We start from the raw sequence: 14,508 nt of genomic DNA, 5'->3' as shown, positions 1-14,508 counted from the left end.
ATCATGACGAGCAGAGAAGCCGATGGTCCTCGCGACGTGACGCGCCTGCAAAATGCCGCGGCGGCGGGTGGTCTACTGGGCACTGCTGCGGTGTCGTCGTGCTGCATGCTGCCGCTGCCTCTTTTTACCTTAGGAGCCAGCGCTTCATGGATAGGCACGCTGGTTCGGCTCGCCCCTTATCAGCCTTACTTCATTGCCGTAGCTGTTGCCTGTCTTGGGTGTGGATATTGGCTGTGGTATCGCTCATCGAACCAAAAAAGAGATGCAGCATGCTCAATTCGATCGGCGAGTAAATTCGTAAATCCCGCGCTCGTCGTCGCGACGATATTGGTTGTCGCTGCGATCGCGTTCAACGTCCTTTGGCCCTTGCTGACATCATGATGGAGAGATCAATGACAAAGTTCCCCACCTCGCTGGCGCTCGGGTTGCTTATCGTTTCCTCCGGCGGGGCAATGGCGGAGCAACGAACCGTCACCCTGGTGGTGGACAACATGTACTGCGAAGCCTGTCCTTACATGGTCAAAAAGACCATCGAGAAGGTTTCCGGCGTCTCAAAAGTCACCGTTTCGTTCAAGGAAAAAACGGCAGTCGTTGTGTTCGATGATGCGCGGGTAGAGGTCAAGGATCTGACGAATGCGACGACTGGCGCTGGCTTTCCTTCGGTGCCGAAACGCTGAACGTCATATGGGTGGCATAATCCAGCTTTGGCCCCTTTGTGCCTCTTGAGGCGCTCACGATCGTCTCGCAACGAAATCGCTGCCTCTTTACTGATGTCGGCAATCGGTCTTGTGACGCGTCGTGCGCGACGTCTCTATTAATTCGCAGGACAATCCGGCTCGATTGCAAACGGCGATGCCTTGCGGACAAAAATCTGGGCATCGACGGGGGCCCGACCGACCTCACCCTCTCGCAATGCTGCTCGATAAGCTTGTCCGTCCCGGCTCGGCGAAGATCGCCGCGACACAATCACCCATCATTCCCGCAGGCATGATCGCGGGCGCATCCTCCTCCGGTCCGTCCTTGCTTGTGCCCGTCATGAAGCGGAGGTTGCGTGCCCAAAACGCACGCGTCCTGCCGTCGGCAGTGGCGGGATAGGTATCGCGACAGTGATTTGACCTGTCCGGCAGGCTCCAGACTTTCAGATTCGGACCGCGACCGCTCCCACCCATCATAGCCTTCATCTGGGTCTGAGCGGTCCGTTCGGATGTAGCTCCGGGCTTAGTAGTCAGTCTGAAGAACGCCAGCAGGTCTGCGTGAGTACCGGCATCCTTGATGCTGTCGAACGGCATTTCATTACCTGGTACGCGATGCCGCGGATCGGTTACCCGCTGATCGAGTGTCCCGTCATTCGTGACAATTCCGGACGACATCAAACTATCACCATCATTTATCGCTGCGAGGTCGCCCGGCCGCTCACATCAGCGTGAACTTGTAACCAACAAAGCGGTCTCTTCGAACTCCCTTGTGACGATTACCAAGCAGACTGCGTCGCGTGACAATCGTGAAGGCAATCTTCATAGCGGGTGAGTGCGTCCGAGTCCCACGTCGCGTGCTCCAAGCGCGCTCCGCCTCTTCGAATAATCCTTCGAGCGCGAACAGGGCTACCGCACGCAAGCGGTCGGAAAAGGAAAAACGATACCCATGCCTGCCAATGCCACTCTTCCAATCAGCGGCCGCGATCATCGTCTTGATCTTTTTCGTGGCATCGCCAACTGGGCAATCTTTCTTGACCATATTCCAAACAACGTTGTCGCGTGGATCACGATCAGAAACTATGGCTTCAGTGATGCGGCCGAGCTTTTCATTTTTATATCAGGATACATGACATCGCTGGTTTGCGCGAATATTATGCTTCGCCGCGGCTTTGTTGCGGGAACGTCCTGGTTGATGAAGCGCGTCTGGCAGCTTTACGTCGCGCATATTTTCTTGTTTGTGTTGTATGTGGCCGTGATCGGCCATATCGCACAGAGTTACGATAATCCTGATCTGATAAATGAATTCAATATTGCCGGTTTGCTGGCCAACCCCTTCGACCTCCTTACCCAGGGCTTGCTCCTCCGTTTCAAGCCCCTCAACATGGACGTGCTCCCCCTCTACATTGTCCTTTTGACAATTATGCCGTCAATTATGTGGCTCATGCTGCGGTTGCCTGATGCTACGATGTTGGGATCATTGTGCATCTACCTCGCTGCGCGACATTTCGGCTGGAATTTGTCCGCCTACCCCAGAGGAGCATGGTATTTTAATCCCTTTACGTGGCAGTTGCTATTCATCCTTGGCGCATGGTTTGCTGTGAGCGGCGCAAAGCGGTTTCGCCATCTCATTAGCTCACCAAGTCTTCTGTATATTGGAGTCGTCTATCTGCTGTTTTCATTCGCGATGACGATGGCTGGTCATATCCCGAATCTGGCGAATGAATTCCCAAAATGGCTCTTTGACGCATTCAATCCAAATGACAAAACCGATCTAGCCCCTTACCGCGTGATCCATTTTGCGTTCATTGCACTGTTCGCGACACGGCTTCTGCGCGTGAACTGGAGCGGCTTGCAATGCCGTATTCTTCAACCTCTGATCAAATGCGGAGAACAGTCTCTCCACGTCTTCTGTTCAGGAATTATCCTGTCATTCTTGGCCCATTTCGTATTGGAGTCAGGCTCGCGGACCGTGTGGGCACAAATCCTCGTTAGCGTAGCTGGACTTTCGCTGATGACGGCAATTGCATACTTCGCTTCTTGGTCTAAGACGTTCGATAAGCCACGATCACTTGTCTTCTCGCGGCACGCTCGGAGCGATGTGATCAACACCACTAACAGCGATGATGCTGAAATGCCGTTCAAAAATCAGGCTTGGACGGAGCGACCCGGCTTCTCTTACGAAAGATAAGAACGGTGGTACGTGACACGCCGCCTTCTCTCCGGACCGACAGCCACAATCTACTACCCGGCAAATTTCTTTCCTGAGCCTCAGGGTCAACGTCCGTCGTCAGAACCGGTTTTGTGAATACTAGTTTTGATATTCGAACTGCCCGCGTCATTCTGATTGCCATCCATATTTTTCATGCACATGAACATCATGATTGCACACGGCAGCAAGAATAGCAGAGGCAGTAACTTTCCAAAGCTCTGCGTACCACCGAGCATAAGGATGGCACCGCCGAAGGCGACTACGCAGGCCGCAAGGCCGCCCCATCCACTGAGCCAGCCGCGCTCACTGCCAACCACCGGAGAGTCCGAGGTCGCGTTCGTCAGATTCTTATTCGATTCCATTGCTTCAACTCCTTCTATAAACAGATAGTCCTTCCAGCGATCGACGGGTCAAGGGAGCTAATCTGGCTTCAACCGCTATTGGATTGTAGAATTCTGGCGATCGATTGCCGACAATATTCTCGCTCGCGGCTTTTCCTATCATCGCCATCGCGTATTCGCTCCTGGCTCGAAATGAGGAAGTGCGGATGATCAAACTCTTCGCCAGTCAGATTATGTTTGCATGCATCGGCCGGCCTCCATGGTCGATACTCAGGTGCCCGCAACAGACGGATGGCGGAATAGAGGCACTCGCCGCCTCTGGCGGCAGCCTCTAACAGCGCGAGCCGCAGCTGGCCTTTGAGGGGCCGTTTTGGCCGTTTTATCGCGCGTCGATATCCTGCGCGATACATTTGCTGTTCTTCTATGCAATTCGGAAGAAACACCCGCCCGGTTACACAAAATATAATTCCCCGCGGGATTTCTGCTGACCCACCGCCATCTCGCTGGCATGAGGCAAGCCCTCTGAGGCCGCGGCGGCGTCCGGACCTCGTGAGGATCACACAGCCAACGCCCCGCAACCCCCGAAGTCACAAGTCGGAAATCGCTGGAACATTCCAAGCGAACGGGACTATACTATTATTGTAAGTTGCGTTGTGTGGCCTTCATGAAGTGAGGTCGCCATGTTCAAGCGAAACTGGAAAACGGAAGCTTTCGTCGACGCTATCAACCTCGCATTGGGCGGGTTCCTGTTTCTGTCACCTTGGTTACTTGGATTCAGATCGCCCCTCGGATGGCATACATCCTGGATGGCAGGGGCCACTATCATCACAGTCGCGATCTTTTCGCTTGCCGACCTTCTCGACTCGGTTTCAATTCCTGCGTTTTTCGAGTCGGAAGAATGGATCAATCTGACGATCGGCTCATGGTTGGCAGTGTGCCCCTGGGTCCTCAGCTTCAACGACGATACCATGGCGATGCAGGTGCATCTCGTGGTGGGGATCGTCATCGCAACCATTGCTGCGGTCGAACTCTGGGTGCTGCGTCACAGCCCCGCGTGAAAGGGCGTGATACGATTTTGACGAATTCGAATGTGAGACGGAAATTATAGGTTGACGTCGCGCTGGGGGGCTACAATGCGGAAGGGTGTGCTGCTCGGACTGGTCGTTTTGATTTTATCAGTCGGCGGCGCGACGGCTGCAGATTTGACGATTAAAGCGCGCAATCCCGCGCCTGCGTTGCCGTCCTGGTGGGATACCGTCACGATAACCGGCCATGTGCAAGCGGGGACCACCTTCAACGAGGGGCCTTCCGGCGGCATCAATTTTGGCCACCTCTTCACCGATAAAGCCAATTCCCTGTTGATGAACCAGGCGTTGCTAACGGTTCAGCGCCCGCTTGATCCCAAAGCAACCGGATATGATTTCGGCTTCAAGTTCCAGGCGATGTACGGCTCGGATGCGCGGTACACGCATTTTCTGGGAGAATTGGATCAGTCAATCAGCGGCCGCAATCAGTTTGACATCGTCGAAGCGCACGCTCTGTTTCATTTGCCGTGGCTCACGTCGGGCGGCGTGGATGTCAAGGTCGGACAATACGTCACCCTGGAAGGCGCCGAAGTTATTTACGCGCCGGATAATGCACTCTACTCGCATTCCTACATCTTTAATTTCGGCATTCCTTTCAAGCACACCGGAGTGATGACGACCACACATGTGAGCCCAATCCTTGACGTTTATGCTGGCATCGACACCGGCGTGAATACGACCTTCGGCAATAGGTTCGATAACTTCAATAGTGGCGACAACAACGCGGCCGCGGCGTTCCACGGCGGTATCGGTCTGAATTTGTTGGATGGTGCACTGACCGTTTTGGCAACGACCCATATCGGCCCGGAAAATCCCAATGTCTCGTCGGTCGTGCTTGCCGGTGTCAATCCGAATAGCGCTCTGCGTTATCTCAATGATGTGACGATCGTCTGGAAGGCAACCGACAAGCTTACCCTGACGACCGACCTCAACTACATTCGTGATGATGGCTTCAACGCGACAGGCGGCGGTGTGGCACAATACGTCACCTATGCTCTCAACGACTGGCTCAAGATCACTGGCCGCGGAGAGGTCTGGCGAGACAACAATGGTTTCTTCGTTGCCGCTTTCCCCGGCAACCTGGATTTCGTCAGAATCGAGCACGGCAACCCGTTGGGCACAGCGATCAGCGGCGGAGCGATGACGTACGGTGCGCTGACGGTCGGACTTGCGATCAAGCCCCCCGTACCCAAAGAACTCGACGGCCTGGTTGTCAGGCCCGAAATTCGTTACGATACCTCGCTGAACGGAACGACGCCATTCGGCGCCGGAACGAAGCGTTCGCAATTCACGTTCGGCGGCGACATCATCATCCCGTTCAAAATCAGATGATTGCGGCCCGAGGCGTTGCGCGAAAGAGCGGATGTTGGATCGGGCTCTCGATCGTTAAGACCCGAGTGCGATGACCCCATCGCATTGGTTTGATCCCCCGCGCGGCAGTGTCGCACATTCTCAAAGAAGGGCGCGGGTCTCTTCGTCTGGGATCGGACCGATCGATCGCTGCTCCCGGAACAGTCAGGCAGCCTGCTCGTGCTGCGAGTGGCGTTGCCCTGTGAGTCCTGCAAGATTATTCGCACGACCAGATGCCCGTTTTGGGTCCTCCGCGATAGTTGCAAGTTTTCGGGCGCGGACGTGGAGCAACGGCCCGATCGGTGCGGGGCACCGCAGGTGCCATTCGCTCCGCGGTCATGGTTTTGTGGGGACCCGGACGGGTCTCCGTCCCGGTCACGCGCGCAAAGCTTGGCGATGCGGACGCGACCAGCACCAACGATAGTACTGCAACCAAGCTCGATTTGCGCATTTTTACCTCCCGGATATCTCGGTGGTCCGATCCTGAATGGACCGCACACAGAAATGAGTTCGGAAAGGAGGCCCTGTTGGTTACAAATCACGGCGATGTGAGTGCTGTTGGACTCTCCCGCCGGGCCGTCCCGCAGCTGACCCCTGTGTGGGCTGGTCATTTGTGCTGCACATCGGTAGCCTTATTGCAAAGCGGTAAGAAAACGATACCGTGCGGCTATCGTGATCAGAAAATGCACCTCTCAATGGGTCAGGCGGCTGCTGGCGGCAGCCGTTGTTTTGACCATTGCAATACATGGTCCGGGAGTACCATCCGCGGTCGCTCAATCGATAGCCTCGGTATGGCCGTCGCCGACGCACAATTGCTGTGACGATTGTGCCCCGACGAACAAGGCAGCATCTGTCTGCCAGTTATCATGCGCCACGACGCAGGCCGTGCTACCAATTTCGTCTATTGATTTGCAGTTCGTCCCCTTCGCGATTGAATATCCCCGTTTTGTTTTGGGGATTGACGATTATTGGTCCGCGCCGGACCCATTTCCTCCGAAATACCAGTCCTGATCTAAAGCGCTCCTACGCGAGCACGTCGTTGGCTTCCCGTGGCAAACGCCACACGCCGAGGCGTCGCGTCTGATTGGCCTTAACTCAGGACCACAACCCATGCCTCTGGATAGTTACGAGATTTGCCCTACGGATGCAGGACGGAAGTGTTTCAACCCCTCGCAGCCCGATTGTAGCGCGTTGGAATCCTTCTGGTTGGAGAGAGACGGTTTTAGATGCATTCAATGCGCAGTTAAACACGAGCCATATTCTCGGCTGAATTTGCGAAATTCGGAACGGCATGATCGGTGGAGGGATCTCCAATTGTCCCGACTTGGCCAGCATCCCGCGAATGACGATGATCGAGGGACAAGCCAGCGGCGCTGTCCCTCATCCAATGCATGCGGTTCACGATCTCGTGAGCGTGTAACCCCGTGGCTCTCTCATACGAATCCAAAGAGGGAGAGATGACAAAGGAGTCTGACCTCAAGGAACTGATGGCGGCCAGTCTCCTGGGAGATTCTATCGCACATCGATCGTTGCTGACGGTGTTGAGCGGATACTTGCGAAGCTATTACAAGAGCAAGCTCGTACGAGCCGGACGCACGGCCGAAGAAGCTGAGGATCTCATGCAGGAGGCCTTAATTGTCATCCACACGCAGCGTCATACCTACGACCCTGAGCAGCCGCTAACGCCGTGGCTGTATGCCATTGCACGCTACAAGCTTATCGATCATTTGCGGCGCACCCGGGCGTCGACGGCGAGCGTCCCTCTGGAAAACGCCGAAAATATTTTGGCATCTGACGACAGCGTCGCCACCGAAAGCCAGTTCGATCTTACCAGGCTCCTTGAAAGGCTTCCGGAAAGAATGCGACTTTCGGTCCAATACGTGAAGCTCGACGGCTTAAGCGTAGCCGAAGCAGCTGATCGTTGCGGAATATCGAAATCCGCCGTCAAAGTTAATGTGCACCGCGGGCTTAAAATCCTCGCCGCTTCGATTGCACGGGAGACAAAAGCGTGAAGACCAACGAATTGATTTCCATGCTTAGCTCGCAGGTTGATCCGGTCGACACACGGGAGGTTGTCCGGAACGTCCGGATTGCCATTTTGGTTGGGGCCGCGGTATCCCTGTTAGCGGTCGTTTTTGTTCTTGGCGTTCGTACCGACCTTAATGAGATACACGCCCAGAATTTCGTGTTCGCGAAACTCGCCTTCAGCTTGTCGGTCGTGATCCTGGCCTCACATTATCTTGTCAAATACATCCGGCCTGGTGGCGAGTTTCGGGCGCGGTTTGCCCTCACGGTCCTGCCGTTTCTTGCAGCGATGGTTGTTGCTGCAATCAACCTGGCCGCGGCACCGCGGTCGCATTGGGAGACCATGGTGTTTGGCAGTTATTGGCTCGAGTGTCTGATTGCCATTCCAACGGTCGCCATCTTGCCGTTCGTTGCGATCATGTGGGCAGTCCGCCTCGCTGCGCCCACGGACTTACTGCGCACCGGCGCGCTGGCGGGTCTCGTCGCGGGCGGCGTAAGCGCGACGGCCTACGCTTTGCATTGCATGGATGACCTGCTTCCTTTTGTTGCGCTCTGGTACGGTGGAACGATCGTTTTATGTACAATCGCCGGCGCCGCGCTTGGACCCCGACTGCTGCGCTGGTAGGCGCGGAACGCTTTTCTGCAATCCCCCGAGCCGTCTCGGCCAAGACGACCGCTCCTGCAGTCTTTCCAGAGTCTGCTTTGACACCCGATCCGCTCAAGTCTCACGAGATCGTGAGCTTGTAACCGAACGCGCCTGTTTTGCGAACTAACTGATGTCACTCACCACACCTTGGAGTGAGCGACACGATATCAGGGGTTGGCAGGATTTATGAGCGGACCGGGGAGAAGACAACAATGGCTCTGTTGACGCCCGTTTCCGGTCGGCAAGACGTGCGACGCTGGGCGACCGGCACACGGGTTCGTGGCCGCACGTTATGGCTGATGTTGGCTGCGTTGACGTTATTCGCTGGAGCCGCGCTCAACTGGAAGTGGCTCACCGCATCAGGCGCTTTGCCGCTTCTGCTACCTGCTCTCCCCTGTCTGGCGATGTGCGCGCTTCACTTATGTTCTCGCGAGAATAGCGCCGGATGCGATCGCAGCGAGGCACCGAAACACTTCGCGAGAGCCCGCATGGAAGATCGAAACCCCTGACACAAAAGTCATCCCTTCAGAAAGGCACCAGAAATGAAAAAGACAACGCTCACCTCACTCGCATTGGTCGTCGGTTTCCTTGCGCTTGCATCAGCGGTCCGAGCGGAAGACGCGCCGGCTGCGACGAAGACGCCGGCGGAAACTAATCAACCCATGATGGGCAACGGCTCACAAGGCATGCAGGGAATGATGGGTATGAAGAACATGATCAGCCAAATGCAGCAGATGATGGAAAGCTGCAATCAGATGATGAAGGCCAGCAACGATCACCATGACAAGCAAGACTCGCCGAAGCAGCAAGACCGGCGCGGGTGAAACGGCCACGGCGCGGTCATAACGCGAACCGGCAGACTTCGCTCATTCGGAAGGCGGTCCAGGAACTCGACCGCTTCCGGGTCGTAAACTGCATGTACTCGGCTTGGCCGAAAGCGCTGCGGCACCCCACTGTTTTTCGCGGCACCGAGCGCTCACTAAGTGGACCTTTCACGTCGGCGTGAGCTTGTAACCGGTCGAGCGTCTTGTGCGAATTAACCGGGGGTTCCGCTTGCAAATCCGGTCTTCACCCGGCGGGCGGGCGCACGCCGGGACAACGTCTTTGTCGCGAACTGAGGATCAATTGGGTGACCATGCAAACGGCGACCATAAGGGATCACACCTCTACGGTAGGTTCCTCTCATCTTAACATGCGCTTAGAACGGCTGCCGTTACTCGCTCCGCCGGAGGCCGGAGGTAGTTTGCAATCGCTTTTCGGATCCACGTCGTTTCTGCCAAAAAGCAGCGCCCAGTTTCAATTGCGTTCTTTCGTTACGGTAACGCAAGGGGCAAATTGCTGATGGACAAGTTGACAGATGACCGCCCGTTCGACGATAGCTATGCGAAACGGCGCGCCCCGGCCAAGAGAACAACCGTGAAACGGATCGTGCTCATTGCGCTTCTGACAAGCGCGCTCGCGGCGACACTGGGAATCGGCTATCGGCTCGGCCACACCAGTCAGGCGCTGCCCGATTGGGTGCCACTCCGTTTCGCAGCGGCCCTCGGTGTCCAGCCAGTCGAGTCCACAGCCACCGGTCCGGTGATTTATTACCGCGATCCCGATGGCAAACCGCGTTACTCAGCGGACCCAAAGACGACGCCCGAAGGGCGTGCGTATGTCGCTGTACACGCGAGCGAAGACCTGAGCTTCGACGATCCTGCGAAAGCGGCTGCGCCGACGCATGCAGATCCCGGAACCAAACGTATTCTCTTCTATCGTAACCCGATGGGCCTTCCCGACACCTCTCCCGTCCCGAAGAAGGACTCGATGGGGATGGACTATATCGCCGTCTACGAAGGCAACGACGATGCATCCACGATCCAGATTTCCCCCGGCAAATTGCAGCGCACCGGCGTGCGCTCCGCGCCAGCCACGCTTCGCACCGTGACGCGACCCATTCGCGCGCCCGGAACGGTCAAGCTCGACGAACGGCGTGTGGCTGTCATCTCGTTGCGGGCGCAATCGTTCATCGAAAGCGTCGAGAACGTCACGACAGGGGATCACGTCACTAAGGGGCAGCCATTGCTGAGGCTTTATTCGCCGGACGTGGCAGCGGCAGGTGCCCAGTATCTGTCCATCATCGGCGACGGCGGTGGAACGGCCAACCTTGCCGGGCGCAAACTACTCATTGAGGGCGCGCGGCGGCGGCTTGAAAACCTGGCGGTGCCCGCCGACGTGATCGCCGAGATCGATCGCACCAAAACGGTGCCACTAACCATAACCTGGACGGCCCCCCGCGACGGCGTGATTCTGGAGCGAACGGCGATCGAGGGCATGCGGGCGATGCCGGGCGACGTGTTGTTTCGGTTGGCCGACACCTCCGTGATCTGGGTGATCGCCGACGTCGCCGAACAGGATATCGACGCGGTGAAGATCGGAGCTGCTGCGACGATTAAGGTCCGGAGCCTCTCGGGTCGGGAGTTCAAGGGATCCGTCGCCTTGATCTATCCCCAGGTCAACACCGAAACGCGTACCACCAAGGTGCGTATCGAACTTCCCAATCCGGACGGCGCACTTCTTCCCGACATGTTCGCCAACGTCGAAATCGCGTCGGGCGCGGAAAAGCCCGTGGTCGCGGTACCTAACGGCGCGGTGATCGATACCGGGGCGCGACAGATCGTTTTCATCGACAAGGGCGAAGGCCGTTTCGAGCCGCGTGAAGTCAAGGTCGGCACGCGCGGGGAGGATTATACTGAAATCCGCGAGGGCGTCGGCGAAGGCGATCGCGTCGTCGTTGCCGCCAACTTCCTGATCGATGCCGAAAGCAACCTGAAATCGGCTCTACAGGCGTTCACAGGTGGGGAGACAGCGAAATGATCGCCCGCCTGATCGCATGGTCGGCGCGGAATCTTATGCTCGTCCTAATCGGAACGGTATTCGCGGTGACGGCGGGCATTTATGCATTGCGCACCCTGCCGCTCGACGCCATCCCTGATCTCTCCGACGTGCAGGTCATCGTCTACACCGAATATCCGGGGCAAGCGCCGCAGGTCGTCGAGGATCAAGTGACCTATCCGTTGACTACGGCGATGCTGACGGTTCCGAAATCGAAGGTGGTGCGCGGCTTCTCGTTCTTCGGCGTATCCTTCGTCTACGTCATCTTCGAGGACGGCACCGATCCCTACTGGGCACGCTCGCGCGTGCTGGAATATCTCAACACGGCAGCGCGCCGGCTCCCCACGGGCGTGGCCCCAACCCTTGGGCCCGACGCAACGGGCGTCGGATGGGTCTACCAATACGCCGTCGTGGCCAAGAACATGACCCTCGCCGAACTACGGTCGGTCCAGGACTGGATCGTTCGGTACGGCATCTCCAAAGCCGAAGGCGTCGCGGAAGTGGCCAGCGTCGGCGGCTTCGTCAAGCAATACAACATCGTCGTCGATCCGCAGAAATTGCGCGCCCAGGGCATTTCCCTGGACAAGCTTCGCAGCGCCGTCCGGGCCAGCAACATGGATGTCGGCGGGCGCACCGTGGAGCTGTCCGAGTTTGAATTCGTCGTCCGCGGCCGCGGCTATCTCAGGGGCATCGAGGACATCGAGAACATCGTATTGAAGACCGACGCGGGGGCTCCGCTTCGATTGCGGGACGTCGCGCGCGTCGAACTCGGACCGGACGAGCGGCGCGGAATCACCGAACTCAACGGCGACGGCGAGGTCGTCAGCGGCATTGCGCTGCAGCGATTTGGCGCCAACGCCCTCACCGTCATCGACAACGTCAAGGCGCGTCTTTCCGAGATCGCATCGAGTCTACCCAAAGGTGTCGAGATCGTCACGGTTTATGATCGCTCCGAACTGATCAAGGCGGCCATTGAGACGCTCAAGGGGACCCTGCTTGAAGAGAGCATCATCGTTGCGTTGGTTTGCTTTGTCTTCCTGCTTCACCTGCGCAGCGCCCTCGTCGCCATCCTGATGCTTCCCGTTGGTATTCTGATGGCCTTCGCCGCCATGAAATTCATGGGGCTCGGCGCCAACATTATGAGCCTCGGCGGCATCGCCATCGCGGTCGGCGCCATGATCGACGCGGCGATCGTTATGATCGAAAATGCGCACAAGCACCTGGAGCGCGCGGAGCCGGGAACGCCGCGGACTCAAATCCTCATTGATGCGGCGAGCGAGGTCGGGCCAGCGCTGTTCTTCAGTTTGCTGGTGATCACCGTCTCGTTCCTGCCGATCTTTACCCTGGAGGCGCAGGAAGGACGCATGTTCGGGCCGCTGGCCTACACCAAGACATTTTCGATGGCCGCGGCCGCCCTGCTCTCGATCACATTGGTGCCTGCCTTGATGGTCGTCTTCGTCCGCGGACGGATCATCCCGGAGCACAAGAATCCGGTGAATCGGTTCCTGATCTGGGTGTATCGACCGGTAATCCGGTGGGTTCTCAACGCCAAGACATTGACGATCATGCTTGCGCTGGTTGCGCTTGCGATCACGGTCTGGCCCGCCCGCCAACTCGGCAGCGAGTTCATGCCGAACCTCAATGAAGGCACCTTGATGTACATGCCGACGACGCTGCCCGGGCTGTCCATCACCAAGGCTGCTGAGCTGTTGCAGACCCAGGATCGCATCATCAAGTCGTTTCCCGAAGTTGCATCGGTCTATGGCAAAGCGGGCCGTGCCTCGACCGCCACCGATCCGGCGCCAACCGAAATGTTCGAGACCATCATCAATCTAAAACCGAAGTCGGAATGGCGGCCCGGCGTCACGATCGACAGCCTCAAGGCCGAGATGGACAAGGCGCTGCAGTTTCCGGGGGTCTCGAACGCCTGGACGATGCCGATCCGCGCCCGCATCGACATGCTGTCGACCGGCATCCGCACGCCCGTCGGGATCAAGATTTTCGGCAAGGATCTTGCGGAAATGGAGAAGATTGCCCGCGAAGTCGAAGGGGTGGTCAGATCGGTGCCCGGTACCTCGAGCGCTTACGCCGAGCGCGTGATCGGCGGATACTATTTGGAGATCATCCCTGATCGGATAGCGCTTGGACGCTATGGATTGACGATCAGCGATGTCCAGGACGTGATCTCGACGGCACTCGGCGGCGAAACCGTTACCACGACGGTCGAAGGCCGGGAACGTTATTCCGTCAATATCCGGTACCCCCGCGCGTTGCGCTCCAACCCGCAGACGATCAGCACCGATGTCCAGGTGCCGCTGGCGTCGGGCGGGAGCGTCCCGCTCGGCCAGGTCGCCAACGTGAAATTGACCCGCGGCGCCACGTCGATCCGTACCGAGAACGGCCAACTCGCAGTTTATATCTACGTCGACATTACCGGTCGCGATCTGGGCGGCTACGTCGCCGAGGCGCAGCAGGCGGTCGCGGAAAAAGTCAAGTTCCCGCCGGGATATTACGTGTCTTGGAGCGGACAGTTCGAGTACCTGCAACGCGCCGAAGCGCGGCTCAAGATCGTCGTGCCGGTGACGTTGCTGATCATCTTTCTGCTGCTTTACCTGAATTTCCGAAAGCTGACCGAAACCCTGATCGTGATGCTGTCGTTGCCGTTCTCGCTGGTCGGCGGCATCTGGTTGATGTGGTGGCTGGGATTCAACATGTCGGTCGCGGTCGCCGTCGGCTTCATCGCGCTGGCCGGCGTCGCGGCCGAGACCGGCGTCGTCATGCTGATCTACCTCGAACAGGCCATGGCCGAATTGAAGGCGGAAGGCGCGGCCACTGGGGAACCATTCACGCGCGCCGATCTTTACGACGCGATCATGCTCGGCGCGGTGGACCGGGTGCGGCCCAAGATGATGACCGTCGTCGCAATCATGGCAGGCCTGGTGCCGATTCTCTGGAGCACGGGGACCGGCTCGGAGGTCATGCAGCGAATTGCCGTACCGATGATCGGCGGCATGGTTTCGTCGACCGTGCTGACCCTGGTGGTCATTCCCGCCATCTTTGCGGTCGTCAAGGGGTTCGGGTTGCCCGCCTCGCCGTGGGACGGCGAAGGGAAAAGCGGCGGGCATCGCGGTTTGACGCCAACGCTCGACCTGCATCGTGCGGAGAACGTATCGTGACGGCGAAGCATATTCACAAGCATTGTGCGCCGGAAACGGCGGCAATAGGCGCCAGGACTATCCTAGTGGATACGGTTCATTCGCTCCGAACCCTGCGCTCAACA

12 protein-coding genes are annotated in these 14,508 nt (G+C 57.7%); 10 read left to right on the top strand and 2 right to left on the bottom strand.

What is annotated here, in order from left to right:
* The first annotated feature begins 3 nt into the window (after window positions 1-3).
* Complete coding sequence (locus tag OCA5_RS19030; protein ID WP_013913458.1) at window positions 4-381, top strand: mercuric transporter MerT family protein; 378 nt, start codon at window positions 4-6, stop codon at window positions 379-381.
* An 11-nt stretch (window positions 382-392) separates the two neighbouring features.
* Window positions 393-677 (top strand): mercury resistance system periplasmic binding protein MerP, encoded by a 285-nt coding sequence (gene merP / locus OCA5_RS17920; RefSeq protein ID WP_012564885.1) that lies wholly within the window; start codon window positions 393-395, stop codon window positions 675-677.
* A gap of 222 nt (window positions 678-899) precedes the next feature.
* Here the strand turns inward: merP and OCA5_RS17915 are convergent, their stop codons facing one another.
* A complete protein-coding gene (locus tag OCA5_RS17915; protein WP_013913457.1) occupies window positions 900-1,370 on the bottom strand; it encodes a c-type cytochrome in 471 nt (156 codons plus the stop codon).
* 271 nt (window positions 1,371-1,641) lie between these two features.
* Here OCA5_RS17915 and OCA5_RS17910 point away from each other — a divergent pair, with 271 nt between their 5' ends.
* Entirely contained in the window at window positions 1,642-2,883 is a 1,242-nt protein-coding gene (locus OCA5_RS17910; protein WP_012564888.1) for an OpgC domain-containing protein, read from the top strand.
* Window positions 2,884-2,969: 86 nt separating this feature from the next.
* On the opposite strand, the gene OCA5_RS17905 is transcribed toward OCA5_RS17910, so the two are convergent.
* A complete protein-coding gene (locus OCA5_RS17905; RefSeq protein WP_013913456.1) occupies window positions 2,970-3,266 on the bottom strand; it encodes a DUF2933 domain-containing protein in 297 nt (98 codons plus the stop codon).
* A gap of 659 nt (window positions 3,267-3,925) precedes the next feature.
* Between OCA5_RS17905 and OCA5_RS17895 the strand changes: the two genes are divergently transcribed.
* The 7 genes from OCA5_RS17895 (at window position 3,926) to OCA5_RS17865 (ending at window position 14,404) form a co-directional block, all read left to right on the top strand.
* The gene (locus OCA5_RS17895) at window positions 3,926-4,303 is read left to right on the top strand and encodes an SPW repeat protein (RefSeq protein ID WP_013913454.1); all 378 of its coding nucleotides are present in this window, start codon (window positions 3,926-3,928) and stop codon (window positions 4,301-4,303) included.
* Between the two features lie 75 nt (window positions 4,304-4,378).
* Window positions 4,379-5,662, top strand: coding sequence for a porin (locus OCA5_RS17890; protein ID WP_244396114.1), 1,284 nt, complete (start codon window positions 4,379-4,381; stop codon window positions 5,660-5,662).
* A 1,475-nt stretch (window positions 5,663-7,137) separates the two neighbouring features.
* The gene (locus OCA5_RS17885; RefSeq protein ID WP_013913453.1) at window positions 7,138-7,692 is read left to right on the top strand and encodes a sigma-70 family RNA polymerase sigma factor; all 555 of its coding nucleotides are present in this window, start codon (window positions 7,138-7,140) and stop codon (window positions 7,690-7,692) included.
* The gene (locus OCA5_RS17880) at window positions 7,689-8,330 is read left to right on the top strand and encodes an NrsF family protein (RefSeq protein ID WP_012564892.1); all 642 of its coding nucleotides are present in this window, start codon (window positions 7,689-7,691) and stop codon (window positions 8,328-8,330) included. Before OCA5_RS17885 ends, OCA5_RS17880 begins: the two co-directional genes overlap by 4 nt.
* Window positions 8,331-8,893: 563 nt before the next feature.
* Window positions 8,894-9,175, top strand: coding sequence for a hypothetical protein (locus OCA5_RS17875; protein ID WP_013913451.1), 282 nt, complete (start codon window positions 8,894-8,896; stop codon window positions 9,173-9,175).
* Window positions 9,176-9,692: 517 nt separating this feature from the next.
* Entirely contained in the window at window positions 9,693-11,210 is a 1,518-nt protein-coding gene (locus OCA5_RS17870) for an efflux RND transporter periplasmic adaptor subunit (RefSeq protein ID WP_012564894.1), read from the top strand.
* Window positions 11,207-14,404: an efflux RND transporter permease subunit gene (locus OCA5_RS17865; RefSeq protein WP_013913450.1), complete on the top strand. Its 3,198-nt coding sequence runs from the start codon at window positions 11,207-11,209 to the stop codon at window positions 14,402-14,404. The genes OCA5_RS17870 and OCA5_RS17865 overlap by 4 nt, the downstream gene beginning before the upstream one ends.
* Window positions 14,405-14,508: the final 104 nt, after the last annotated feature.

The organism is Afipia carboxidovorans OM5 (genome assembly GCF_000218565.1).
GTDB classification, from domain to species: Bacteria; Pseudomonadota; Alphaproteobacteria; order Rhizobiales; family Xanthobacteraceae; genus Afipia; species Afipia carboxidovorans.
Note: the sequence above shows the minus strand (reverse complement) of the source record. Positions and strands in the feature narration are given on the sequence as shown.